At 67.5% G+C, this 25775-nt stretch carries 21 protein-coding genes; 17 read left to right on the top strand and 4 right to left on the bottom strand.

Translation table 11 applies throughout. The features are described 5' to 3' along the window. Nucleotides 1–129 precede the first annotated feature (129 nt). The 7 genes from G7043_RS44070 to G7043_RS44040 all read left to right on the top strand — a co-directional run bounded on the left by G7043_RS44070 (nt 130) and on the right by G7043_RS44040 (nt 11097). Nucleotides 130–1260, top strand: a complete 1131-nt coding sequence (locus G7043_RS44070) for an ABC transporter substrate-binding protein (RefSeq protein ID WP_166055061.1) — start codon at nt 130–132, stop codon at nt 1258–1260. A 165-nt stretch (nt 1261–1425) separates the two neighbouring features. After that, nucleotides 1426–2598: a sensor histidine kinase gene (locus tag G7043_RS44065; protein WP_166055059.1), complete on the top strand. Its 1173-nt coding sequence runs from the start codon at nt 1426–1428 to the stop codon at nt 2596–2598. Continuing rightward, nucleotides 2595–3242: a response regulator gene (locus tag G7043_RS44060; protein ID WP_166055057.1), complete on the top strand. Its 648-nt coding sequence runs from the start codon at nt 2595–2597 to the stop codon at nt 3240–3242. Before G7043_RS44065 ends, G7043_RS44060 begins: the two co-directional genes overlap by 4 nt. Nucleotides 3243–3311: 69 nt before the next feature. Beyond that, nucleotides 3312–6887: a hypothetical protein gene (locus tag G7043_RS44055; RefSeq protein WP_166055055.1), complete on the top strand. Its 3576-nt coding sequence runs from the start codon at nt 3312–3314 to the stop codon at nt 6885–6887. Nucleotides 6888–7025: 138 nt separating this feature from the next. Continuing rightward, the gene (locus G7043_RS44050) at nt 7026–7799 is read left to right on the top strand and encodes a maleylpyruvate isomerase family mycothiol-dependent enzyme (protein WP_166055053.1); all 774 of its coding nucleotides are present in this window, start codon (nt 7026–7028) and stop codon (nt 7797–7799) included. A 192-nt stretch (nt 7800–7991) separates the two neighbouring features. Further along, complete coding sequence (locus G7043_RS44045) at nt 7992–10238, top strand: autotransporter-associated beta strand repeat-containing protein (protein ID WP_313888393.1); 2247 nt, start codon at nt 7992–7994, stop codon at nt 10236–10238. Nucleotides 10239–10383: 145 nt separating this feature from the next. After that, nucleotides 10384–11097: an NPCBM/NEW2 domain-containing protein gene (locus G7043_RS44040; RefSeq protein ID WP_166055051.1), complete on the top strand. Its 714-nt coding sequence runs from the start codon at nt 10384–10386 to the stop codon at nt 11095–11097. A 460-nt stretch (nt 11098–11557) separates the two neighbouring features. Here the strand turns inward: G7043_RS44040 and G7043_RS44035 are convergent, their stop codons facing one another. Both G7043_RS44035 and G7043_RS44030 read right to left on the bottom strand, forming a co-directional pair. Continuing rightward, on the bottom strand, nt 11558–11848 hold the full coding sequence (locus G7043_RS44035) for a hypothetical protein (protein ID WP_166055049.1): 291 nt from the start codon (nt 11846–11848) through the stop codon (nt 11558–11560). 987 nt (nt 11849–12835) lie between these two features. Further along, complete coding sequence (locus G7043_RS44030; protein WP_166055047.1) at nt 12836–13489, bottom strand: AfsR/SARP family transcriptional regulator; 654 nt, start codon at nt 13487–13489, stop codon at nt 12836–12838. Between the two features lie 314 nt (nt 13490–13803). Between G7043_RS44030 and G7043_RS44025 the strand changes: the two genes are divergently transcribed. Further along, nucleotides 13804–14382, top strand: coding sequence for a peptidoglycan-binding domain-containing protein (locus G7043_RS44025; protein ID WP_166055045.1), 579 nt, complete (start codon nt 13804–13806; stop codon nt 14380–14382). A 105-nt stretch (nt 14383–14487) separates the two neighbouring features. Continuing rightward, nucleotides 14488–14871, top strand: coding sequence for a hypothetical protein (locus G7043_RS44020; protein WP_166055043.1), 384 nt, complete (start codon nt 14488–14490; stop codon nt 14869–14871). Between the two features lie 457 nt (nt 14872–15328). On the opposite strand, the gene G7043_RS44015 is transcribed toward G7043_RS44020, so the two are convergent. Then, the gene (locus tag G7043_RS44015; protein WP_166055041.1) at nt 15329–16717 is read right to left on the bottom strand and encodes a KamA family radical SAM protein; all 1389 of its coding nucleotides are present in this window, start codon (nt 16715–16717) and stop codon (nt 15329–15331) included. 130 nt (nt 16718–16847) lie between these two features. On the opposite strand from G7043_RS44015, the gene G7043_RS44010 reads away from it, so the two are divergent. Together G7043_RS44010 and G7043_RS50250 are read left to right on the top strand one after the other, a co-directional pair. Then, the gene (locus G7043_RS44010) at nt 16848–17312 is read left to right on the top strand and encodes an FxsA family protein (protein ID WP_166055039.1); all 465 of its coding nucleotides are present in this window, start codon (nt 16848–16850) and stop codon (nt 17310–17312) included. Beyond that, entirely contained in the window at nt 17309–17869 is a 561-nt protein-coding gene (locus tag G7043_RS50250) for a GNAT family N-acetyltransferase (RefSeq protein ID WP_166055037.1), read from the top strand. The genes G7043_RS44010 and G7043_RS50250 overlap by 4 nt, the downstream gene beginning before the upstream one ends. 3 nt (nt 17870–17872) lie before the next feature. Here the strand turns inward: G7043_RS50250 and G7043_RS44000 are convergent, their stop codons facing one another. Further along, nucleotides 17873–18268 carry an SsgA family sporulation/cell division regulator gene (locus G7043_RS44000; RefSeq protein ID WP_166055035.1) on the bottom strand — a complete coding sequence of 132 codons (396 nt, stop codon included), beginning with the start codon at nt 18266–18268 and terminating at the stop codon, nt 17873–17875. Nucleotides 18269–18369: 101 nt separating this feature from the next. Between G7043_RS44000 and G7043_RS43995 the strand changes: the two genes are divergently transcribed. The 6 genes from G7043_RS43995 (at nt 18370) to kamE (ending at nt 25773) form a co-directional block, all read left to right on the top strand. Continuing rightward, complete coding sequence (locus G7043_RS43995) at nt 18370–19329, top strand: TIGR03885 family FMN-dependent LLM class oxidoreductase (protein WP_166055033.1); 960 nt, start codon at nt 18370–18372, stop codon at nt 19327–19329. Next, complete coding sequence (locus tag G7043_RS43990; protein WP_313888392.1) at nt 19326–20834, top strand: alpha-amylase family protein; 1509 nt, start codon at nt 19326–19328, stop codon at nt 20832–20834. Before G7043_RS43995 ends, G7043_RS43990 begins: the two co-directional genes overlap by 4 nt. A gap of 70 nt (nt 20835–20904) precedes the next feature. Continuing rightward, nucleotides 20905–21915: an L-erythro-3,5-diaminohexanoate dehydrogenase gene (gene kdd / locus G7043_RS43985; RefSeq protein WP_166055031.1), complete on the top strand. Its 1011-nt coding sequence runs from the start codon at nt 20905–20907 to the stop codon at nt 21913–21915. Continuing rightward, the gene (locus G7043_RS43980; RefSeq protein WP_242643354.1) at nt 21908–23455 is read left to right on the top strand and encodes an amidohydrolase; all 1548 of its coding nucleotides are present in this window, start codon (nt 21908–21910) and stop codon (nt 23453–23455) included. The genes kdd and G7043_RS43980 overlap by 8 nt, the downstream gene beginning before the upstream one ends. Nucleotides 23456–23458: 3 nt before the next feature. After that, entirely contained in the window at nt 23459–25027 is a 1569-nt protein-coding gene (kamD, locus tag G7043_RS43975; protein ID WP_166055027.1) for a lysine 5,6-aminomutase subunit alpha, read from the top strand. After that, a complete protein-coding gene (gene kamE / locus G7043_RS43970; protein ID WP_166055025.1) occupies nt 25024–25773 on the top strand; it encodes a lysine 5,6-aminomutase subunit beta in 750 nt (249 codons plus the stop codon). The genes kamD and kamE overlap by 4 nt, the downstream gene beginning before the upstream one ends. Nucleotides 25774–25775 lie beyond the last annotated feature (2 nt).

The following is a 25775-nucleotide window of genomic DNA, read 5'->3' as shown; positions in this document are numbered from 1 at the left end:
AACCGTTCGGTTGAACGCGGATCCAATCTTCCGCGCGTGTGGACGCTCCGCCCGGTTGATGTGGAGATCCTTCGGCCGCAACAGGATTGCGTGGTCGAAGAGTGTCCGGCTTTGAAGAGAGGTCCTATCGTGTCGAGCTCGCTCAGCAGACGACGTGTCCTTGCCGCCGGTGCCGGGGCCGCGATCGGTTTCGGCGCTTTCGGCACCACCGCGGCCACAGCAGGAGCACCGCAGGGCGCCGGGCCCGAAGAGGCCAGGACGCTCGACGCGCTCTACCAGGCCGCGCTCGAGGAAGGTGGCAAGCTCACCATCTACGCGGGCGGTGACACGGCGACGCAGCAGGACGGCACGAAGGCCGCGTTCAAGGCCCGTTTCCCCGACATCGACCTCACGCTGATCGTGGACTACAGCAAGTACCACGACGTCCGCCTGGACAACCAGTTCGCCACCGGTACGGTCGTTCCCGACGTCGTGCAGCTGCAGACCGTGCAGGACTTCGTGCGGTGGAAGGAACAGGGTCGCCTGCTGAACTACCGGCCGGCCGGGTTCTCGAAGGTCTACGACGGTTTCAAGGACCGCGAGGGCGCCTGGATGGCCATCGGGGTGATCGCCTTCAGCTTCATGTACGGGGTCGCGGCCGTCGGTGCGGACGTGCCGCGCACGCCGCTCGACCTCGTGGACCCGAAGTGGAAGGGGAAGATCGCCTCGTCGTACCCGCACGACGACGACGCCGTCCTCTACCTCTACGCGCTCTACGCGCAGACCTACGGCTGGGACTGGGTGGCCAAGCTGGCGGCCCAGGACGTGCAGTTCGCCCGCGGCAGCCACACGCCGGGCCTGGCGGTGAACGGTGGGCAGAAGGCGATCGGCATCGGTGGCGCCGGCTCACTGGTGGCGCCGGCGACGTCACCGGTGAGGTTCGTGGCCGCCGACGGCCACCCGTTCATGGCCTGGGGTCAGCGGGCCGCGATCCTCAAGCAGGCAAAGAACCCCACCGCCGCCAAGTTGTATCTCAACTGGCAGTTGTCCCTCGAACGGCAGCAAGCGGCCTTCAACGGTTGGTCGGTGCGCACGGACGTGACTCCGCCGACGGGTCTGAAGCCGGTCTGGAAGTACCCGAACGCCCACGTCGACGGCTTCCCGCGGTTCATGGCCGACCGCGCAGAGGTGGAGCGCTGGAAGCAGACCTTCGCGCTGTACTTCGGTGAGGTGAAGGGCGACCCCACGCCCGGATGGCCCGGACTGAGGCCGGGCGCCTAGACGAACGAGCGAGGGCCGCGTGCGCGGCCCTCGCTCTTCACGTCGGTCATACCGCGGGTCGATACACTGGGACGCTGCCGTCCTAAGTGGAGTGTCAATTCCCGGGGGTTTGCCTTGTCCGACCGCGGGTTTGTCCGGTACGTCCTGTCGGCACCCCGAGGCCGGATGGTGCTGACACACCTCCCGCACCTCCTGTTCTTCGTCGTCGTGTGCGCGGCGACGGTACGGCTCGCCAGGCTCAACATCGCGCTGTGCTGGCAGATAGTGGCCATCAGCTCGGCGCTCGCCACGGTGTACGCCGCGGGCCTGGCGCTGCGATCCAGGCTGGGCGCGGTGGCGAGGCACGGCTGGGCCGCGGCACTGATCCTGCTGTGGGCCGCACTTCTCGCTCGCAACCCGTCGTTCCTGACCGTCGCCTATGTCTGGTGCGCCGTGCCGCTGGCGTGCGCGGTCCTGCGGGTGCTCGGCCGCCGTGGAGCTGTGGTCGCGGTGAGCGCGATCACCGCCGTGCTGGTCGGTCAGCTGATCTGGGCCACCGGCCGGTTCGACTTCGAGGTCGTGCTGATCCCCGTGGCGGCCGTCTGGGGCGTCGTGGGCCTGTACCGGGCGCAGCAGCGGGACGCCGAGGAACGGCAGCGCCTCGTGGAGGAGCTGCGCGGCACGCGCGACGTGCTGGCCCAGGAGCAGCGCCGCGCGGGTGTGCTGGAGGAACGCGCCCGCATCGCCAGAGACCTGCACGACACGCTCGCCCAGGACCTCTCCGGCGGCGTGATGCTGTTGCAGGCGGCCGAGCGCAACTGGGAACGGCAGCCGGACGTCGCCCGCACCCGTGTCCGGATGGTCGCGGACGGCCTGAGCGCGAGCCTCGCCGAGACCAGGCGCATCATCACGGACCTCACCCCGTCCGTGATCACCGAGACCGGCCTCGCGGGCGCGTTGCGGCTGCTGTGCGACCGCGCGCAGCAGCACGAGACGGCCGAGCGCGTGGAGTTCCGCGCCGTGGAGCCCCACCACACCGACCTCGACGAGCAGGTCGCGACGACGTTGTTCCGCGTGGCCCAGAGCGCGCTGGCCAACATCCGCGAACATGCGCACGCCACCACCGTGACCATGACCCTGCGCGAACGCCAGGAACGCGTCGAACTGGAAGTGCGCGACAACGGCGTGGGCTTCGACCGCACCAGCGAAGTGACGCGTTCGGGCCGGGGCTTCGGCCTGCGCTCGGCCCAGACCAGGCTGCTCGAGTGCGGGGGAGCCCTCGACGTCGACAGCGCACCGGGCCGAGGCACCCGAATCGTGGCCGCCGTCCCCGTGCGCCTCGCGGCAGCCGTCTCATGACCGCCGACCCGTTGCGCCTGCTGATCGCCGACGACCACGTGGTCGTGCGGGCCGGCCTGCGCGCGCTGCTGGACGGCGAACCCGGCTTCGACGTGGTCGCCGAGGCGGGCAGCGGCGAGGAAGCCGTCCGCGTCGCCAAGGACCTCACCCCCGACGTCGTGCTGATGGACCTGCGGTTCGGAAGCCCGGACCACGGCATCGACGGAGTGGAGGCGGTCCGCGCGCTGACCGCCGACCTGCCCGGCACCGCCGTGGTGATGCTGACCAGCTACTCCGGACACGCGGACGTCGTGCGCGCGCTGCAGGCGGGCGCACGCGGCTACGTGCTGAAGGCGGGACCACCCGAGGAACTCTTCCAAGCGGTGCGCGAGGCAGCGGCCGGCGGCATCGGCCTCGCGTCGGAGGTCGTCGGACACCTCGTCGGCCGAGTGGTCACCCCGCCGGCGGAGTTGAGCGAGCGCGAGAAGGAAGTCATCCGGTTGATGGCCGACGGCCACAGCAACCGTTCCATCGCGCAGTCGCTGTTCCTCAGCGAGGCGACCATCAAGACACATCTGGTGCGCATCTACCGGAAATTGGGCGCCGACAACCGGGCGGCGGCTGTCTCCGAGGCGGTGCGGCGGGGGCTGCTGGAGCTCACGTAGGCGTCTGCTCCGCCGCGGAATGGGTCATCATGTGTGCCATGGCTCGTGTGGTGTTGGTGGTGACCTGTGGTGTGGGGTTCGACTGACAGCGCCCGCGTTTCCCGCAGCGGCAACGCCAGCGCTTCCCAGGGCTACGCCAACACCGGTGTGCACATCGGTGACGTCAACCTGCACACCGGGGCTCCGGTGCGCACCCGTTACAGCCAGCAGATCCGCCGCCTCGCTCCTGCGCACCTGGTGGGGCGGGAGGCGGAACTGGCCGAGCTCGCGGCGTTCTGCTCCTCGCCGGAGGCCGCGGGTCGGTACCGGTGGTGGCGGGCACCGGCGTGGTCCGGCAAGTCGGCGTTGATGTCGTGGTTCGTGCTGAACCCTCCTCCCGGTGTGCGCATCGTGTCGTTCTTCATCACCGCGCGACTGGCGGGGCAGAGCGACCGGGTCGCGTACGTCGAGAACGTGCTCGAGCAGCTCGTCACTCTGCTCGGTCAGCAGATGCCGGGGTACCTCACCGAGTCCAACCGCGAGGCCCACCTGCTGGGGTTGCTCGAAGAGGCTGCCGAGGCCTGCGCGGCACGCGGCGAGACGTTGGTGCTGGTGATCGACGGACTGGACGAAGACCGCAGCGTCACCGTGGGACCGCAGGCGCACAGCATCGCCGCCACCCTGCCGGTCTCCCTGCCGGCTGGGATGCGGGTGGTCGTGGCGGGGCGTCCCGATCCACCGATTCCTTCAGACGTGCCGCGCCACCATCCGCTGCGATTCCCCGCCACCACTCGGCGGCTGGCCGTGTCGTCTGCGGCGCGCGCTTTCCGTGACGACATGAAGGCGGAACTGAAGCAGCTGCTGCACGGTCCTGAGACTGGCCGCGACCTGCTGGGACTGCTGACCGCGGCGGGCGGTGGCCTGACCGCTCAGGACATCGCCGAGCTGACCGGCTTGGCGGCATGGGAGGTCGACGATCACTTCGTGACGGTCACCGGACGAAGTTTCACCCGGCGCGACAGCCACTACCGGCCAGGCGAGTCGGTCGACGTGTTCCTGCTCGCTCACGAGGAACTGCAGGTCACCGCGACGGAGATGCTCGAACGCCACCTCGGTGGCTATCTGGAAAGGCTGCACGCCTGGGCGGACGGTTACCGTGACCGGGCCTGGCCGGAGGACACGCCGGAGTACCTGTTGCGCGGCTACCACAGGATGCTGGTGGCGAACGACGACCTCGACCGGGTCGTTGAGCTGACCACCGACAAGGCACGTCAGAACAGGATGCTCGACCTGTCCGGAGGCGACACCGCGGCACTCGCCGAAATCAGCACCGCCCAGGCCGTGTTGCTCGGTCGTGCCCCTGTCGACCTGCTGGCCCTCGCCCGTCTCGCCGTACATCGGGACTGCCTGACCCGCCGCAACAGCAACATTCCGGTCGGCCTTCCCGCCGTCTGGGGCCTGGTGGGCAAGCCGAACAGGGGAGTCGCGCTCGCCCACTCCTTCACGTACCTGAGTGAGCAGTGCGAGGCGGTGGCACTGCTGGCGATGGCGGTGGCGGAGACGGGTGATCCGGATCGGGCGAACGAGCTCTTGGACGAGGCCATCGCCACGGTCGGCGCCATGCCTGAGCCCTACCACGCCAGCAGGGCTCTGACCCAGGTTGCGTGCGCCGCCGTCCACCTCGGTCGTTTCGCGGAAGTGCCGCAGTTGGCTTCGCTGACCCTGCTCGGCGGAGCACGAGGTGCACTGGTGCAAAAGGTGATCGAGACGGCGGCTGTGGCAGGAGTGCGCGGTGAGGACGCGCAGCTGCTGGATTTCGTGGCAGTCACATTCGCTGCTTGGGAGGACGTGGGGGACTTGGAGGAGAAGGTCGATCTGATCAGCTCCGCCGTGGCTCAGCACCCCTCGTTGTTCGGCAGGGACTACGTCAGCGGCATGTTGGCTGCTGTTGAGGAACAGGTGCGCGACGTCGAGAACGCCGACAATCGGGCATACCTGCTCGCTCGGGTGGCGAGAGGGCTCATCGCCTGTGGTGATCGCGAGCATGCTGCCGAGCTGCTCGGTGAGGCCGAAAGACATGCGATTCGGGTAGGTCCAGGGCTGAGCTGGCACCGAGTGCCTACCTACGTCGCCGAGGGCATGATCGAGCTGGGCGACCGCCCCGGAGTACGTCGCGTCCTCGACTTGGCCGCTGTCAGCACAATGCGGCCGCACGCACATGCGTTCACTTCGGTGGTGGACATGGCCGGCAGAGCCGGCTTCTTCGACCTGCTCGACGACCTGGTCGCGTCGTATCCGACCTTGTTCAGGGCGAGTCAAGTAGCGAGACTGCGAATCGAACACCTACTGGCGCACAGCACCGATTTCGCTCGCGCCGAGCAGCTTGCCGAGGCCATCGCCGATCTGGACGAGCGAGATGCGGCGTGGCGCGCCATCGCGGACGCCGCGGCCGGTCACGGCCGCTTCGATCGAGCCGCCGCTGCCATGCAGTCGCTTGGCAGCGCGGGTGGCCGGTCGGAGGGCTTCACGTGGCTGGCGCGTGTCGTCGCCAAAGCCGGCAACCATCCTCGTGCGGTTGAGCTGCTCAGGCTGGCGGAGGTGACCGCGCGAGGATCCGCGGACGTCGACCGTCAAGTGGAAGTGCGGGCCTCGCTGGCCAGAGCGGCGGCTTTGAGCGGCGCACACCTCGTGGCAAACGAACTTTTCGACCATGCCGACAAGCTGTTGCAGGTGGTGGAACGCACTCAGCGACGTCTGATGGCCTTGCCCGCCTTTGCCACGGCGGCCGGGGTGGTGGGCAGGTACGACAGGGTGCTCGCACGGATCGATCGGGATTCGGACAGGTCGTCGCGCTTCCGGACGTTGATCGCCGCGGTGCAGGGCCTGCGACGCACGTCTGCCGCGAACGGGATCGAGGTCCTGCTCAGGCGTGCGGTAGAGGAAGCTCGATCTGATCCACAGCCTGAGACAGCGGCAACCCATCTCGCCGAGCTCGCCGAGGTCGCAGTGGAAGTCGGTGATCGTGCGCTTGCCCTGGAACTGGTTGCGCAAGCTGACAGACAGCCGATCCGGTACCGATATTCCCGGAAGGACGTCGCTCGTGCGATGGCGGCTGTGGGCAACATCGAGCGAGCTCTGGCGTTGATCGACGACATCGGCGAATCGCCGGAACGGACACACGCGTTGGCGTGGATCACACCGCTCCTGGCCCGCCAGGCCGATCATGATCTGGTGGCGAAAATCGTTGAGCGAACTCTGGAGACGGATGAACTGCCGGCGTTCGAAAGCGCTTGTCTGGTCGAGGCGAAGTTCGTGATGGGTGACGCGGCTGGTGCCGCCGAACTGCTCGACCGAGCCGAGGACGCGGCAAGGCAGAATCTCAGCACCTACAGTCGCTCCAATGAGTTGAATGCGCTCGTGCGGGTAGCGGTCGACACCGGAGACCTGGTGAAGGCGGAGGCCATTGCCCGTTCAGTTGACGATCGCGGTGGGCGAGCCAGTGCGCTGCTGCTGGTGGCGCGGGCGGTCGAACCCGTTCAGGCTCGGAGCCTTCTGGGGGAAGCCGTTGTGCTGAGCGACGACTGGCTGGACTGCCTTGACGAGCTGGCTCGTGTGTCTCCCGAGGTGGTGCTGAGCCTGATCGACGAGGTTGAGCTGTTGAGCTGACGTCATCCGGTGGTTCACAGCCCGGCGTTCGCCAGAGCCTCCACAAATGCGCTTTTGCGGCGGTGTCTGACCTTGACGTGGGCGAGGTGTTGTCGCCGCACTCGGAACACATGCGTGGGTTCGGGGGTTGGGGATGGCATGAGTCAACTCGTGGACCGCACGATCGCCGTCCTCCGTGCCGAGCATGACACGCTCGCCGGTCTCGTCCGCACCCTCACCGATCATCAGCTGGCCTTCACCAGCGGCGCCGCGGAGTGGACCGTCGCCCAAGCTCTGTCCCACCTCGGCAGCGGCGCGGAGATCGGCCGTGCCCCGGTCGCCCGGGCCGCCGGAGAGACCGTGGCGGCTGAGGACAACCAGACGATCTGGGCCCGCTGGGACGCGTCCGCGCCGCGCGCGCAGGCCGAGGGCTTCCTGGAGCACGACGGCCGCTGGCTCGACACGGTCGAGGCGCTCACGCCCGAGCAGCGCTCGTCGCTGACCGTCGACCTGGGCTTCCTGCCGGAGCCGGTCCCGCTGCTGACCGCGCTGGGCATGCGGCTCAACGAGGTGGCCAACCACTCGTGGGACGTGCGCGTAGCGCTCGACCCGCACGCCGGAGTGAACGCCGACTCGGCCGCAGTGCTCGTCGACCTCCTGGCCGGGCCCCTGGGTTTCATGCTGGGCTTCCTCGCGAAGCCGGCCGAGCTCGCGGCCCCCGTGTCCGTCGCGATTCCCGGCGCCGGCCTGGTGATCGACGACGCGGTCACCGTGGTGGACCACCTCGAGTCACCGTCCGCGACGTTCGACGGGCCGCAGGAAGCGTTCGTCCGTCTGGTCAGCGGCCGTCTCAAGGCACCGTACGACAACGGCGTCACCGTCGAGGGCAGCGTCACGCTCGACGACCTGCGCCGCGTTTTCCCCGGCTTCTGACGGAATCAACAGGTGCCCGCGACGTGACCGACTTCGTCGGCAGAGTTCGCCGACGACGTCCTGCGGCAGAGACAGGCGTCCTGCGTGTTGGCTGGACACGGGAACGTCCTGTCCGCGATTGACATGGCCGCGACCGCCACGAACACTTAGCGCGTCCAAGAATGTGAACGCTAACATCGTGGAGTCGAACTCGTGCGCGCACGGCGTGATGGTGGCCGGATTTCGGCCGCGCTGACCGCGATCCTCCTCGCGATCCTCAGCTCGCCGGGGGCGATCGCACAACCGGGCAGCAAGGACGTCACCGCCGACATCCGCGCGAACCGGAACGTCACGCTGAGCGGGGACGCGGTCGTGCGGCTCACCGGTGGCGTCACCACCTACACGGGCGTGATCACCGGCGAAGGCGTCTTCACCGTCGGCGGAACGGGCACCTTGGTACTGGTGAAGAACAGCGACTTCGCCCTGCCGCGGGACCGCCGTCAGCAGAAGATCGTCACCGTGGGTGGCAACCATCCGGTGACCACGATCGAGAACCCCGACCCGCCCGCCGTGATCGTGCAGCGCGGCGCGACCCTCCAGTACGGCGACGGATCGGGCGGCGACGGCGTCATCGGGCATGTCACCCAGGCGCCCGAGGTGTCGCTGAACACGCTCAACCACCAGATCGACGGCACCCTGGACCTGGCTGTGCATCGGCGGCTGAACCTGGGCGTCATCAGCGGATCCGGCCTCGTCAAGCAACGAAGGAGCACCTGGCCGGGCATCGACCTGCCGGGCACGCACCCGTTCTCGGGCACGCTCTACGTCGGCACCGGCGCGGACTACGGCAGCCTGCACTACCTCACCGCCATGCCGCATGTGCGCAAGGTGGTCAACCAGGGTTCGTTCATCCACAACGCACCGGACGGCGAGGTGGTCAGCGACGCCGCCGACATCTACTCGCAGTTCTACGGCAACGACATCAACTTCCACACCTGGGGCTCCGGCGTGGTGCGCATGTCGGGTGTGTACAGCTGGTCCGACAACGGCTCGGACACCGATCCCGCGCTGAGCGACCCGTCCAGGAACTTCGCCACCGTGCCACACCGCGACAACAAGCGCGGCATCAACATCGAGGGCGCCACGGTGACCTGGGGCGACGGCAAACACAACCGCTTCTTCCTGCCGGGCAACGAAAACACCGTCTACATCAACATGCACGCGGAGCGCAACGGCACCCGCAGCGTGCTGACGTTCGACTACAACGGCCCGGTCACCCTGGACGCACCAATCTCCGGCGGCAAGTACCACGACACGATGGCGGAGGTCGGCCGCGGCGACGTCGTCATCGCACCGACCCGAGGCAACGCGGTCACCTTCACCGCGCCGCAGAACTACGACGGCAACACGACGATCGGCGACGGCGCGTCGCTGCGGCTGGGCGACGGCAGCCCGCAGGGCGACAGTTCGCTGCTGCGGACCGGCAAGATCGTCGACAACGGTGAGCTGATCGTGCAGAACGCCACCAAGGGCGTCGAACTCGCCCGGATCAGCGGCAAGGGTTCGGTGACCCAGGCCGGCCCCGCCACCACCACTCTGACCGGCGACCTCACCTACACGGGCAGGACCACGGTGAAGGCGGGCACGCTAGCGGTCACCGGCGGCACCCTCGCCACGAGCACTGCGGTCGACCTGCCCGCGTCGGGGACGAAGCTGGACCTCACCCAGGCCGGCGACCAGACGATCAACAACCTCTCCGGCGCCGAGGGCAGCACGGTGGCGGCCGGCCGCATCCTGACCGTCCACACCACGGTCGCGACGACGTTCGGCGGCGCCATGACCGCCGCTGAAGGCATCACCAAGACCGGTCCCGAGTCGCTCACGTTGACCGGCGCGCACGCGACCCCGAACGCCGCCTGGACGGTCCGGGAGGGAACGCTCGCGCTGGCCGGGCCCGTACAGGCGCGGCAGCTCACCGTGGAGCCCGCCGGCACCTTGCGGGCAACCGGCACGGTGGAGGGCGCGGTGGACAACGCTGGGATGGTTGACGCCACCGGCCTGACCGTGCGCGGCGCCTACACCCAGCGGCCCGGCGCACGTCTGACCGCGACCCGGATGAGCGTCACCGGCGAGGTGACGCTCGCGGGCACCTTCACACCAGACCCCGCACACGGCTCCGGCGTGATCATCGACAACCAGGGCACCGCCCAGGTCAGTGGCACCTTCGACGGCCTGCCCGAGGGAGCGGCAGTCGGCGCGCTCAGGCTCACCTACCACGGCGGCGACGGCAACGACGTCGTCCTGACAGGCCAGTCCGACACGACCGGGCCTGATGCCACGACACGGCAGGCCGCGTCGAGTTTTGGGCCGTTGTGGTGGTTCTCCGCGGCCGGCGCGCTCGCGCTGCTGATCGCACTCGTGTTCCTGGTGCGCAGACGGTCACGGAACCGGAACGCTTGACAAGTCTGGCCGACGTGTGGCGAACCAGGGTCTCAGAACGTGGCCTGATGTCGATCCACGCGCCGACGTGCTGTTCTGTGGCGGCGCACCACTTGCAGTCAGAAGAGTTCGCGAGCATGCGCTGCGCTAAGGGAAAATCAGTCGTATGACGGATGACCGCGACGAGTCGTTGTGGACCCGTATCGGCCGCACCGCCGACGTGCTGCAGATACTGGGGTTCCTCGGCGTGCCAACGGTCATCGGTGTGATCATCTGGCTCGCCTCGTCGTCCTCCGGCGAGAACGACGACCGGTCGGCACCCACCACGACCACAACCATCGCGACGACGGTTGCTACGCCTCAGGATCCGACGCGGGCTGAACCTACGACGACAACAACGCGCTCGGCCACGCTGCCGCCCGCGCCGCAACGGACACTTCTGTCCGAGCTGCCGCTCGTCAACGGCAGCAACAACATTGACCTCTCGTTCGCCGACGTCGACATCGACGGCACGCCCTATCACAACAGCCTGCATTACCACTGTTCCCTCTACTGCGACGGAAAGTCGCCCGCCACGTACGAGGTGCCGCTCGGTGGCAACTACACCCGGTTCCACGCGAGGGCGGGCATCGTGAGCACCGGGGCCGACGAGCCGACGAAGTTCGAGATCGAGGCGGACGGCAAGGTGACGACGGTCGTGGCGCGCGTGGGTAAATCGCAGGACGTGTCGATCGACGTCACCGGCGTGCAACGGTTGAAGATCCGGATGTACGCGCCGGCGCCACTGGTCGGGCCGTTGCAGGCGGGAGTGGACGCCACGAGTGGCGAGAAGCGCGTGCTCCCGAACGCCGCGCTGGGTTCACCGGTCGTCACCCGCTGACGCGGCACCTTGCTCCGCGACACGCTCTCATTTCCCGACGAGGGGCAGCGACTGCTTGACGGTTGGTGATGCGCTTCCCGCTCCACCGCATGACCCAGCGGCGGATCCACGCGATGCCCTGGTTGCTCGGCGCCGACGAGCCCCGCTGAGGCGCCCATGCCCGAATAGAGGGTGAGACACCATGCGGCGTCTCCCAACAGCACGACACGATCGGTGTGCCACGACGGCATCTCGACCTGGTGAACCGAATCGAAGAGCAGTTCGGACGTCCCGTCCAACTGGTCCTGACTGCACCACACCGCTCCCCGACAGTCGGACCTGGATTCTCAGTCCAACTGTCAGGGAGCGGTTCAGCGAGGGCTTCCCTTTATGTCTGTTCTCAGCCCGGTTCAGTCCGGCGAACACGAGTGAACGCGATGGCCTTCACGTGACCGCTCGTTCCGGCGAGCCATGTCGTCGATCAGGGGAAATGCAGGAAAAGGTTCCACCCCTTGGTGCTGCCGTTGGGGTTGTGCACGGTGTCGCAGCGGTAGTCGTCCGCAGCGGTGAAGATCGTGCCTTCGATGCCGTCCTCCTGACAGGCGAGCCAGGATTCGTAGAATCCGGTGAAGACCCACTGGTCAGGGGACACGGCGCTGATGGAAGCCGGGGCGTCGGGACCGGATGGCGCGGCGGAGGCTGCCGTCGCACCGAACCCTGCCAGACAGATCGCGACCGCCACGGCGGAGAAGAACACTGTGAGAGATTTCATGTGATATTCACCTTGTGCTGTGTTTGATGGGATCTGATAAAGGACGCAAGCGGCGGACGCGCCGCAGGTGGACCGCGTCATCGCTATTGCTGACTCAGGTGACCCGGAACATCCTGACGCCGGACAGGATCACTGAAGAACCACCACTGAATTTTGGAAGACGATTCCGGATATGGCAGAGGTCGCGCCCAGTGTGATAGCAGCGCTTCGCCTGATGGTGTCGCCCATGATCTCTCCCGCTTCTGGAGGATGTGATCCAAGGTACTTCTTGTTCGTGGCCTTTCTTCTGTTTTAGCAGAGGTCGAGAAGTGAGGTCGTCATCTTTCGAAAGATATTATTTGGGCTATTGTTCACGGCCTTCTTCTTCCCGTGTAAATAATCAACTGTTCAACATTCGGGTCAATCCGGCGTGGCCCAAGCGGCGGCCCCGGTTGCTCGCCGAGGATCGGACGGGACGGGCGGACTGCTCTCGGCGGTACCGGTCAACGGTGACGGCGACACCGTCGTGGTGTTGGTAATCAGCCGCCCGGTCCACGGGAAAGGTGTCGCCTGGGGGTGGGTCTGGGTCGGTGACTGCGCCGGATGGCTGATCAACAGCGATGTGCTCACCCCGCGGTTGTCGGGGCTGCCGCGGGTGAGGCGGCGGAGAAGAGCCGCGCCTGCAGTGTCCATCGACGTCACCGACGTGCAACGGTTGAAGATCCGGATCTATGCGCCGGCGCCATTTGGTCGGGCCGTTGCAGGCGGGAGTGGACGCCACGAGTGGCGAGAAGCGCGTGCTGCCGAACGCCGCGCTGGGGTCGCCGGTCCTCACCCGCTGACGCGGCACGGCTTCGCGTGGCATCAGTGATCCCTCGGATTGATCCCGGCGAACAGTGTTCAGAGGGTGTTGTTCACCGTCCACGGTCCTGATCGACCGGTCGTGTTGAGCAGTGCCGGTTTGCGTCGACACCGCTCAACACGATCCCCGCGCGAGGAGTTCGCCTGTCAGGTCTGGTCGGACCACGGGTGTGGCGTCATGTTCTGGTCCGGAGCGCTCAGAGGCTCGGGGCAACCGCCAGTTCGGGCAGGCGCGTACCGGGCGTGCAGTTGCCGGTAGTGGGCCAGCGCGTCGGTGGTGCGTCCGGCGCGGTGCAGGGCCAGCATGAACTGGGCGGCGACGCGTTCGTTCACATCTTCCAGTTCCGCCAGTGCGAACAGTTCGGGCAGGATCTCGGTGTGCTGGCCGCAGCGCAACGCGACATCGACGCGGTCGAGCTGGGCGGCGATGCGTTCCCGTTCGAGTCCGGTCCGCACCGCAGCCAGCCAAGGGGTGTCCAGACCGGTGAACGGCTCACCCTGCCACAGCACCATGGCCTGGTCGAACAAGCTGAGAGCCTGCACGTCATCTGCTCGACGTGCACGGATGACCAGACGGCGGAACCGGTGCAGGTCAACGACATCCGGGTCGGCGAGCAGCACGTAGCCGTTGGGTCGGCGCTCGATCCCGATGCCTTCCGGTGAGAGCAATAGTCTCAGCCGGGAGAGATAGTTCCGCAGGACCTGCCGACCCCGGTGCGGCAGATCCTCTGTCCACACACGCTCGAGCAACTGCTCCACCGCGACGACCCGGTTAGCCTCCACCGCCAGCACCGCGAACACACACCGCTGCCGCGCGTGCCCCACCTCCACACGCCGATCTCCGCTCCAAGCTCCGACATCCCCCAGCAACCGAAGCTCCACCATCACGCCCCCCGTCGCCGACGCCCCGGTGACTACACCCTGCCGGAATTTCCACAAGATCGGCACCGATTCGGCACAAGCGCTCCTATCAGCAAATTCCACGTTCCTGAGGTGTTCTCTTGACGCCGCGCCCCCATGCTCACGGCAGGAAGAGTGCAAACGCGGTCCACGCTCCGGAATTCCAAGGAGACGGGAACGATTCGAATGATCAACCCGCGGTTCCCGCAAGGGCGATGGATCCGGTTGCGCCGACTGGACGGACGGCAGGAGGAGTTGCCGCCGCCGTTACTCAGGAGGGGGATGAAGTGCGAAGGAAAGATCGTATTTCCGGTTCAGGGGCAGGGCGTGCGGCGGTGCTGGCGGCGAGCTTGGTCCTGGCGGCCGGTGCCGTGCCCGCGAACGCATCGGTGAACCAGGGCTACATCTCGGGTTTCGACACCGTCACCGATGACTGGGGCGACGAGGGGGAGCTCGCTCGCAACACTTTCCCGAACAGCAACGCGAGCGGTCTGTGGCAGTTGGTTCTCTACGCGGACGGCTACCTCGGAGCCGGCGAGGTGGACTGTGAGTTCGGCCCGCGAACTGAGGCAGCCACCAAGCGCTGGCAGGGCGATCGGCAGCTCAGAGCGGACGGACGGGTCGGAGTGAACACGTTCAGTAGGGCCGACAACAACCTGAGGATCACTGCGGATCCGTTGATCGTCGAGTACGACGGGTCGTACGCGTCGGTGTACTTCCGTCGCGAACAGGGCGTGTACTACATCTACCCGAGCGTACCGGCCTATTACCGCGTGAAATCATCGCTCTGCTGAGTGGAATCGACATGAATCGAAGCTCTGCGAGGAAGCGGAACACGTGAAATTTGCATAGTCTACGCAATGTGTCGTGCGTAGAAATGTACGACCATGGGAGGATTTATGGGTACGCGCCTGCGCAAGTTCGGTGCCGGACTTGCTGCTTTCATGCTGGCCACGACTGGCGCATCGATTTTTACTGCCTCGCCCGCTGTCGCGGCAGTTCCATGCGGACCAAGTGCACCTGACAAGGACACGCGCATTGCGCAAACGGTCAACAAGGATCCGAGATTCCCTCTCGGAGTTCAGATGCGGACCGGCCCTGGCCTCAACTGTGATCCCATTGTTCGAGTACCCTGGGAGGCTTGGGTTGACCTCAACTGCTTCCGGCGCGGCGACAGTGTTAACGGCGTCACCACCTGGTCCGCTGTGCGCTTTGCGCAGCATTTCGGCTGGATTTCCGACTATCACCTCTCCGGCCAAGGCAGCAACTTTAACTGTGGCTAATGCGTCAGTTAATCGATGACGTAGCCGGGCATCAGATCAGGTGGGCGGTTCAGGCTGTGATACGAGAATGTCGCACGCCGCACGTCTTCGAGGTTGAGGAAGGTGATGCCGGCGGCGCTGGGTGGGCGTTGCCGGTGGGTGCGCGGACAGCAGCCACAACCACGAGTCGGATGTCGCCGGACTTCGGCAACTTGGCCAGCTCCGCCTGGAGGAATCGCTGTCGCAGGGGAACGGCGCCTGTCTGACGGCAGGGGAGAGAGCGTCACCGCGTACTAGACCATTGACTGACTAAATGTGTCCACTGCGGACTCTGGTAGCTGTCCACTATGGACTTCCTGGGCCCCTTCTGGGCCCCTTCTCGTCGAGACCCAACGAGTCGAGATGGGTCTGAACAGGCAAAACATGCCGATGGGGCCGCCTTCGGAAGTTACTCCGAGAACGGCCCCATCGTGACCTGTCAGGTCTGGTCCGACCACCACTTCTGGCCAGCCGCACCGAGGGTGGAGATCGGGTCGTAGTAGGGGTAGCGACGGTCGAGCGCCTCCGGGTCTTCGAGCTCGATCCCGGTCCGGTAGTTCTTCGTCCAGTAGGAAATCCCCAGCTCCCGGTCGTACTCCGCGAGCTGATGCACCCACCGCTTCCCCACGTACGGCACGTCGCACACGATCCGCGGCGTCGCATACCCGGGCAGGTAGCCCATGATCGCGTGCTGCAGCTCTTGGGCTTCCCAGACGGACACCCTCCAGTGCTCCGCGTTGGGGATCATGTCGCACATGTAGAAGTAGTACGGCAGGATGTTCGCTTCCCCTTGCAGCGCAAAGCAAAGGTCCAGCAGGTCGTCCGAGGTGGCGTTGACGCCCTTCATCAGCACGCCTTGGTTGCGCACGTCGCGCACGCCTACTTCCAGTGCGGTGCGGGCGGCCTCGGCTACGAGAGGCGTCACGGACTGGGCGTGGTTGACGTGGGTGTGGATCGCCAGGTTCACGCCGCGGCGGGAGGCGGTGCGGGCGACTCGTTCCAGGCCTTCGACCACGCGCGGCTGGAGCCAGTGCTGGGGAAGTCCGGCCAGGGCCTTGGTGGCCAGGCGGACGTCGCGGACGGTTTCGATGTCCAGCAGGCGCATCAGGAACGACTCGAGTTGCGGCCACGGCACGTTTGCCACGTCACCGCCGGAGACGACGACGTCGCGCACGCCGGGGGTCTTCTTCAGGTAGTCGATCATTTGGTCTTGGCGGTCGACCGGCTTCAGCGAGAGCTTGTGCTTGTCGATCAGCGGCGTGGAGTTGCCGACCAGGTCCATACGGGTGCAGTGGCCGCAGTACTGCGGGCAGGTCGACACCATCTCGGCCAGGACCTTGGTCGGGTAGCGGTGGGTGAGGCCCTCGACGACCCACATCTCGGCCTCGTGCAGCGAGTCGCGCTGGGAGTGCGGGTGCGACGGCCAGCGGGGGTCGCGGTCGGAGCGCACCGGCAGCATGTAGCGGCGGACCGGGTCGGCCAGGAAGGCCTCGGTGAACTCCGCGGGGGTCAAGCCTGCGTCGACCGCCATCGTGTTGAGCATCTGCGGCGGGATCAGCATCGACATCGTCGCGAAGTTCTCCTGGTCGGCGGCCAGGTCGTCGTAGAACTTCTCGGTCAGCAGGTCGCCGGTGACCTTGCGGAGCTGCTTGACGTTCTTCACGCAGTTCACCCGCTGCCACTGGGCGTCGCGCCACTGCGCCTCGGTGACGTGGGACCAGCCCGGGAAGCGCCGCCAGTCGGGTTCGACCAGCTCACGGCGCACGTACGTGTACGGCTGGCGGTCCAGCCGTTCCAACGCCGTGGGGGCGTCGTGCAGCGCAGTCATCCGTACTCCTCAGCGTCGAGGTCGCGTAAAGATATCCTGTCACACCGCTAGCTTGCCGTAAATATTTCAGATCAAGGCCTGGTCGCGGGCTGATCGGGAGCAATTGGGGACCCTCGCGCGTTGTGCGGGTATGCCTGTTTTCGCGCTGCTGCTGCTCGGGATGTTCGCCGAGATCGCGGTCATGGTCGCCGTCGGCAACGCCATCGGCGGGCTCTGGATGATCGCGTTGCTGCTGGTCGGCACTCTCGTGGGGCTGTCGCTGGTGCGCCGGCAGGGGGCGCAGACGATGGCCGCCGTCTCCGAGGCCGTCTTCCGGCGTCGGCAGCCGCACCAGGAGATGGCCGACGGCGTGCTGATCGCGGCGGCCGGCGCATTGATCATGGTGCCGGGCTTCATCAGTGATGTCGCGGCGCTGTTCCTGCTGTTCCCGCCCACGCGCAGGCTCGTGAGTCGCCGGATCGCGCGCAAGGCGGAGGCGGCCGCGCTGAAGTTCGAGCACGAACGGCGCTTCGGGGCCGGTCAGGTCGTCGAGGGGGAAGTGATCGACGTCGAGGCCGAGCCGGTGATCATCACGGAACGGCGCGAGCTGACGTGATCCGCGCGTACCAGCCTTCTGACCTGGACGCGCTTTACGACATCTGCCTCGACACGGGCAATGGCGGCCTCGGCGCGCGCCATCTGTTCGACGATCCGCGGCTGCTCGGCCACGCCTACGTTGGTCCGTACGTGGCGTTCGAGCCTGACCTGGCGTTCGTGGTGGAGGACGACCTGGGGGTCTGCGGGTACGCGGTCGCGGCGTCCGACAGCGAGGCCTTCGAAGATCGCTGCGAGCGCGACTGGTGGCCTGACCTGCGCTTGCGGTATCCGTTGGCGAAGAACGTCAACCGGGTCGTGCAACACATCCACGAACCGGCGCGGGTCGACCCGTTCCTGGTTCTGGACTTCCCCGCGCACATGCACGCGAACCTGTTGCCACGCGCGAAGGGCAAGGGGTTCGGCGGTGCGTTGGTTCGTACCGTGCTCGAACGTCTGGAGAAGGGCGTCCATGTGCACGTGCGGCACCACAACACACACGCGATCGGCTTCTGGGAACACCTCGGCTTTCGCGTGATCGACTCCGCGGACAAGCTCGTCCTCGGGTTGCGCCTCTGAACCTCAGGCGAGCAGGTCCTTCAGCAGCAGCTCGAAGTCGAGGACCTCACGCCCGGCCGGCACCACCGCGTAGGTGGAGTCCAGGAACCGGCTCAGCTCGTCGTGCGACAGGTGGAAGACCGCGTGCGAGTCCTCGGTGAACAGCTCCAGCACGAGCACGTCCCCGTCGTGCGGCCGCAGTCGCACGTCCCCGATGCCCGCCGGCGAGAGCAGGCCGTCGGAGAGCAGCTCCCGCCCGACCACCCAGGTCGACTCCTGGTCCCTGGTCTGAAACCGCAGCGTGACGGCGTGCGGATCGTCTGAGCGGTACTGGAGGTCGACGTTCATCGACTCGACTGTGCCGTCCGGCCGAATGAACTCAACGACGGTGACGGTTCCGATCCGCGTCTCGTTGAACATCGCCGTTCCTCCTCAGCGTCGAGGGTGTCGCAGTACACACGGCCCCCGTTCGGGATCGGTTCAACGCTTTTTCGAACTGCTCTTTGGGTACCTGAAGTCGCATGACCGTTTACGGCGTCCATGCGTCACATGAGCAGATCCACCCCACCGCCCTGCTCAGCTCGATACGCAGAGCCGAGGAAGCCGGGTTCGGGGCGGCGATGAGCTCCGACCACTTCTCACCCTGGAGTTCGCGCCAAGGCGAGTCAGGGTTCGCCTGGTCCTGGCTGGGCGCGGCGCTGCAGGCCACGAGCCTGCCGTTCGGCGTGGTCACGGCCCCTGGCCAGCGCTATCACCCGGCGATCACCGCCCAGGCGATCGGCACGCTCGCCGCGATGTTCCCCGGCCGGTTCTGGGCCGCGCTCGGCACCGGCGAGGCGAGCAACGAGCACATCACCGGCGACGGATGGCCGCGCAAGGACGTCCGCAACGCCCGGCTGCGCGAGTGCGTCGACGTGATCCGCGCGTTGCTCGCGGGCGAGGAGGTCAGTCACGACGGCCTGGTGCGGGTCGATCGGGCCCGGCTGTGGACGTTGCCGGACGAAGTGCCGTTGCTAATCGGTGCTGCTGTGTCGCCCGCGACCGCTCGTTGGTGTGCGGAGTGGGCTGACGGGCTGATCACCGTCAACGCGCCACCTGACCGGCTGCGTGAGGTCGCGGACGCGTATCGCGACGCGGGCGGCCGCGGCAAGCTCCATCTGCAGGTGCACCTGAGTTGGGCCGCAGACGACGACACCGCGCTGGCGATCGCGCACGAGCAGTGGCGCACCAACGTGTTCCGTCCGCCCGTGTGCTGGGACCTGGAACTGGCCGAGCACTTCGACGTGGTCGCCGAGCACGTCACGCCGGCCCAAGTTGCCGAAGTCGTCGACGTGTCAGCGGACCTCAAGTGGCACACGGAGCAGTTGCACTCCTACGCGTCGATGGGCTTCGACGAGATCTACCTGCACCACGTGGGCCAAGACCTGATGCCGTTCATCGACGCGTTTGGCGAGCACGTCCTGCCGGAGGTGACGAGGTGATTCGCACATCTGACGTGTGGTGGAAGAACGCCGTTCTCTACTGCCTCGACGTGGAGACCTTCTCCTCCGACGGCTTCCGCGGTGCCACCGAACGCATCGACCACCTGCACACGCTCGGCGTCACGTGTGTGTGGCTGATGCCGTTCTACCCGACACCCGAACGCGACGACGGCTACGACATCACCGACTTCTACTCCGTCGACTCGCGCCTGGGCTCGCTGGGCGACTTCGTGGAGTTCGTGCGCGCGGCCCGTGACCGGGGCATGCGCGTCATCGCCGACCTCGTCGTCAACCACACCTCCGACCAGCACCCGTGGTTCCACGACCCGGCGAAGCGCGACTGGTACGTCTGGGCCGACGAGCCGCCCGCCGACGGCCCGCAGGGGATCACGTTCCCGGACAAGGAGAAGAGCCTCTGGGAGTACTCGGAGGAGGTCGGCAAGTACTACCTGCACCGCTTCTACAAGCACCAGCCCGACCTCAACGTGTCCAACCCCGACGTGCGCGACGAGATCGCGCGGATCATGGGCTTCTGGATGGAACTGGGGCTGAGCGGCTTCCGCGTCGACGCCGTGCCGTTCCTGCTGGAGCACAACGACTCGATGGACGCCCTCTCGCTGCCGAACCCGCACGACTACCTCACCGACCTCCGCGCGTTCCTCAACCGACGCAACGGCGAAGGCGTGTTGTTGGGCGAGGTCAACCTGCCGTACAAGGACACGATGGCGTTCTACGGCCAGGGCGTCGGCGACGAGCTGACGATGTGCTTCGACTTCGTCGGCATGCAGGCGATGTACCTGGCACTGGCCCGGAAGTCGAGCGGCCCGCTGGTCAAGGCGCTGCAGGAACGCCCCCAGCCACCGCGCGACGGCCACTGGGCGACGTTCGTGCGCAACCACGACGAGCTGACCCTGGACAAGCTGCCCACCGACGAACGGCAGGAGGTCTTCGACGCCTTCGGCCCGGACCCGTCGATGCAGCTCTACGGCCGCGGCCTGCGCCGGCGGCTGCCGTCGATGCTGGGCGGCGACCAGCGCCGCATCCGGATGGTCTACAGCCTGCTGTTCACGCTCCCCGGCACGCCGGTGCTGTTCTACGGCGAGGAGATCGGCCTGGTGGAGGACCTGTCGCTGGAGGGCCGGCTGGCGGTGCGCGTGCCGATGGACTGGGAGGCCGCGAAGGAGCAGCGGCATGCACCGGACTCGCTGCTGGCGTGGATGCGGATCATGATCGAGCGCTACCGGGAGTGTCCTGAGCTGGCCTGGGGCACCGTCCAGGTGCTCGACACGGGCGAGCCGCGCGTGTTCGCCCATCGCGCCGACTGCGACGGCGGCTCGGTGATCGCCGTGCACAACTTCGCCGACGAGGAGATCACCGTGCGCATCCCGGCCGACGGAGTGCTCGAAGACCTGCTGACGGGCGGGACGGTGAAGCCGGCGAAGAGCGGCGCCAAGGTCGACCTCGCACCCTACGACTGCCGCTGGTTTCGCCTGATTGTCGAGTGATGCTTGCGGGATCTTGACGTCTCACGTGAAGATATTGTCGAGACAGCGTCGTCGACCGAAGGATTTTCAGGTGAGCGCGTACGGACTGCACCGCGTCCTCGAGCCCGCTGGTGTGCTGCCCCAGCAGGCGTGGCGGCTCGACGCGGAGCCGGTCCCCGCGGCCGACGAGGTGATCGTCGCGGTCGAGCGGCTCAACCTGGACGCGGCGTCGTTTCGGCAGCTCAGGGAGCAGCACGGCAGCGGTGCGGCGGTCCGGCAGGCCGTGCTGGACATCGTCGCCGAGCGCGGCAAGATGCAGAACCCCGTCACCGGCTCGGGCGGCATGCTGCTCGGCACGGTCCTGGAGGTCGGGCCGTCGTCGCCGCTCGGCCTGAAGGCGGGTGACCGGATCGCGACGCTGGTCAGCCTCACGCTGACGCCGTTGAAGATCAACGACGGGCTGCAGGACTGGAGCGGCGAGGACGAGCAGGTGCCGTGCCGGGGGACCGCGGTGCTGTTCGGGCGGTCGATCGCGGCGGTGCTGCCGTCCGACATGTCCAACGAGCTGGCGCTGTCCGTACTTGACGTGTGTGGTGCACCGGCACTGACTGACCGTGTGGTGCGGCGGCACCCTGGTGGGTCAGTGCTGGTGCTCGGCGGTGGCGGTAAGTCGGGCTCGCTCTCTCTCGCGGCCGCACGTCAGGCCGGTGCGTCGCGCCTCGTGGCGTTGGTGCCGACCGAGCGTGAGGCGGCACAGGTCCGTGCGGCAGGTCTTGCGGACGAGGTCGTTATCGCCGACGCGCGCAACCCGGTGGCTGTTGCTGAAGCCGTGGGCAAGCAGGTCGATGTCACGGTCGTGTGTGTGGACGTGCCGGGGTGCGAGCACGGCGCCATTCTCGCGACCGCCGACGGCGGCACCGTGATCTTCTTCTCGATGGCGACCTCGTTCAGCGCCGCCGCCCTCGGCGCCGAGGGCCTGGCCGCCGACGTGGAGATGATCGTCGGCAACGGCTATGTGCCTGGTCACGCCGAGTTCGCGTTGGACCTGGTCCGGACCCAGCCGGGTGTGCGGGCGCTGTTCGAACAACGGCAGACTGCGTGACGTGAGTACGCAACTTTTGGTCGGTGGCCGCATCTACGCACCGGATGCGACGGCCATGGCCGTCACGGACGGCGTCGTCGTGTGGATCGGACAGGACTCGGTCGGCCGCGCGCTGCACCCCGACGCCGAGGTCGTCGAGCTCGGCGGTGCCTTCGTCGCGCCCGCGTTCGTCGACGCCCACGTCCACGCGACGTCCGCGGGACTGCTGCTGACCGGCCTGGACTTGACGAAGACGTCCTCTGTGGACGAACTCCTCCAACGAGTGCGTGACGCGGACGGCCCGCTGGTGTGGGGACACGGCTGGGACGAGACGCGCTGGGCGGAGAACCGGCCGCCCACGCGCGCGGAGATCGACGAGGCCTCGGACGGCAAGACGGTCTACTTGTCGCGCATCGACGTGCACTCGGCCATCGTGTCGTCCGACCTGATCAACGACGACGCGCGTGCGGCGGACGGCTACTCGGAGGACGGTCCTCTCTCTCGCGCCGCCCACCACCTCGTGCGGGGCATCGCCAAAGCCGCTATCACGCCTGCACTGCGTGAGGCTGCTCAACGCACGTTCTTGGCGCACGCTGCGTCAATGGGCATCGCATCGGTGCACGAGTGCGCCGGTCCGGACATCTCGGGCGAGGACGACCTGCGCGAACTGGTCGCGCTGGGCGAGGGCCCCGAGGTCGTCGCCTACTGGGGCGCCCACGAACTGCCCGGCGTCGCGGTGCGCGGCCTGGCCGGCGACCACTTCGTCGACGGCGCGCTCGGCTCCCGCACGGCCGCGCTGGTCGAGCCCTACGCGGACGCTGACACGTCCGGCGCGCTCTACCTGAACGGTCAGCAGATCGCCGATCACCTGATCAAGTGCACCGAGCTCGGTGTGCAGGCGGGGTTCCACGTCATCGGCGACGCCGCCATGGCCGCCGTGATCGAGGGTTTCGAGCTCGCCGAGAAGGCCCTCGGCGCTCCTGAGCTGGCTTCGGCGCGCCACCGCCTCGAACACGTCGAGATGATCTCCGCCGAGCAGGCGCAGAAGCTCGCCGGGTGGGGCGTCATCGCCTCGGTCCAGCCGCTTTTCGACGCCGAGTGGGGCGGGCCGTCCGGGATGTACGCCCAGCGGCTCGGCAGCGAACGCGGAGTGGGGCTCAACCACTTCTCGCGCCTTGCCGCCGCCGGTGTGGTTCTGGCGTTCGGCTCGGACACGCCGGTGACCGCCATCGACCCGTGGGCGGCGATCAAGGCCGCGGTGCACCACAAGACCGAGGGCCACGGCATTTCACCGCGAGCCGCGTTCACCGCGCACACCCGTGGTGGCTGGCGTGCCGCGGGCGTGGACGACGGCTTGACCGGGACGCTGCAGCCTGGTGCCCCCGCGACTTACGCGGTGTGGGAGACGGGCGACCTCGTGGTGGCCGGATCCGACGCGCGAGTCCAGCGGTGGTCGACCGACCCGCGTTCCGGCGTGCCCGGACTGCCTGACCTCACCGGTCCCGCGCCCGTCTGCGTGCGGACCGTGCTGAACGGCCGGACTATCTACGAAAGGAAGTGACTCATGGCGTTGCTCGACCTCGACCCCAAGGTCGTCGCCACCGCGCGGAAACTCGCGGCGCGGGCGGCCGAACCGGTGGTGTCCATCGCGAAGGCGCACACCACCGTTGCGGTCGAGCGCGCCACGCTTCGCCTGGCCGGCATCACCGGCGCGGACTCCACCCACCGCGCCGGTGACGTGCCGTGGGTCAACCGCGTGATCGACACGGTCCGCGAGCAGTGCGGGCTGGAGCACGGCGTGGTGCTCCCGGCCTTCCACGCGCTGAAGGAACACAACCTCGCGACCCTCACCGAACTCGCGGAAGCCACGGCGGCCGGCCAGATCCAGTTCAAGATCCCGGCCGGCAAAGACCTGACGGCCGCCAAGAAAGCGGCGACGAGTGCCGTCGCCAAGGGGCTCAAGACGGTCGACCGCAACCGAGCGCAGCGCGACAAGTTGATCCACAAGCTGGGCGACCCGGCGCAGCGGCCGTGGATCTACCTGATCGTCGCCACCGGTGACATCGACGAGGACGTCGTCCAGGCCCAGAACGCGGCGCGCGCGGGTGCGGACATCATCGCGGTGATCCGCTCGACCGGGCAGTCGCTGCTCGACTACGTGCCGGAAGGCGCCACGCACCACGGGTTCGCGGGCACGTACGCCACGCAGGAGAACTTCCGGATCATGCGGGCAGCGCTCGACGACGTCTCCAAAGAGGTCGGCCGGTACGTCCGGCTCACCAACTACGCGTCCGGGCTGTGCATGCCGGAGATCGCGGTGCTGGCGGGGCTGCAGCGGCTCGACATGATGTTGAACGACTCGATGTACGGCATCCTGTTCCGCGACATCAACCCGATCCGCACGTTCGTCGACCAGCGGTTCAGCCGTCAGGTGCACGCGCGGGCCGGCATCATCATCAACACCGGCGAGGACAACTACCTCACCACCGCGGACGCCGTTGACGCCGCGCACACCGTCACCGTCTCCCAGCTCCTCAACGAGCACTTCGCCCACGAGGCGGGACTGCCCGACCACCTGCTGGGCCTCGGGCACGCCTTCGAGATCAACCCGAAGGTGCCCGACTCGTTCCGGCTCGAACTCGCGCACGCCCTTCTGGCGCGCGAGCTCTTCCCGGACGCGCCGCTGAAGTGGATGCCGCCGACCAAGCACATGACCGGTGACGTGTTCAACGGCTATCTGCTGGACGGGTTCTTCAACCTCGCGGGTGTCCTGACAGGACAGTCCATTCTGCTCGTCGGCATGATGACCGAGGCCGTCGTGACGCCGTTCCTGTCCGACCGCGACCTCGCCCTGCAGAACGTCCGGTACGTGCTCAACGCGGCGGGCAGTCTCGCCGAGGACTTCCGGCCCGCGCCGGACGGGTTGATCGTCAAGCGGGCGCACCAGGTGCTCGGCGAGGCCGTGGACCTCCTCGACCGCATCGTCGACGACGGCCTGCTCAACGCCATCGCGGACGGCACGTTCGGCCTGATGAAGCGCCCGGCCCACCTGGGCAAGGGCGCGGACGGGGTGGTCGAGAAGGCCGAGGCGTACTTCAACCCCGCGAGCGAGATGCTGGAGGCAGCGCAGTGACGGACAAGAGGTACGTGAGGCCGTACGGCGACACCACCGGCGACGGCATGATCCAGACGTCGTTCACGCTGCCGATTCCCTTCGGCCCCAAGGCGGACGGCGCGGCGCAGCAGCTCGCGAACAAGATGGGCATGGACCCCGCGATGGTGGTCCACTCGAACCCGATCGGCGACGACTTCACGTTCTTCGTCGTCTACGGCTCGGTGAAGCACATCGTGGACATGGACGACGTCAAGGTCGTCGAGCGCGAGTACCCGCTGCTGTCACCGTCCGAAGTGAACACCACGCTGAAGAAGGTGTTGCGGCGCAAGCTGGTCGTCGTCGGCGGCTGCATCGGCACGGACGCGCACACGGTCGGCATCGACGCGATCCTCAACATCAAGGGCTTCGCGGGCGAGAAGGGCCTGGAGTACTACCGCGAGCTGAAGGTCGTGAACCTCGGCGCGCAGGTCTCCGTGCCGGAGCTCGTGCGGCGCGCGCGCAGCGAGAAGGCCGACGCCGTGCTGATCTCCCAGGTGGTGACCCAGCGGGACGCGCACATCCTGAACACGCAGGAGATGTCCGCGGCGTTCCGCGAGGCGATGGGGGACCGGCGTCCGCTGCTGGTCGCGGGCGGGCCGCGGTTCGACCCGCTGATGGCGGGCGAGCTGGGGGTCGATCGGGTGTTCAGCCGGGGTACCACTCCGGGTGAGGTCGCGAGCTATTTGGTGCACGCGATGCAGGAGAAGAAGGGGGTCGCCGCGTGAGC

Origin of the sequence: Lentzea alba (genome assembly GCF_011067745.1) — a bacterium.
In the GTDB taxonomy this organism is placed as follows: domain Bacteria; phylum Actinomycetota; class Actinomycetes; order Mycobacteriales; family Pseudonocardiaceae; genus Lentzea; species Lentzea alba.
The sequence above is the reverse complement of the archived record's forward strand: the minus strand, read 5'-3'. Positions and strand labels throughout refer to the sequence as shown.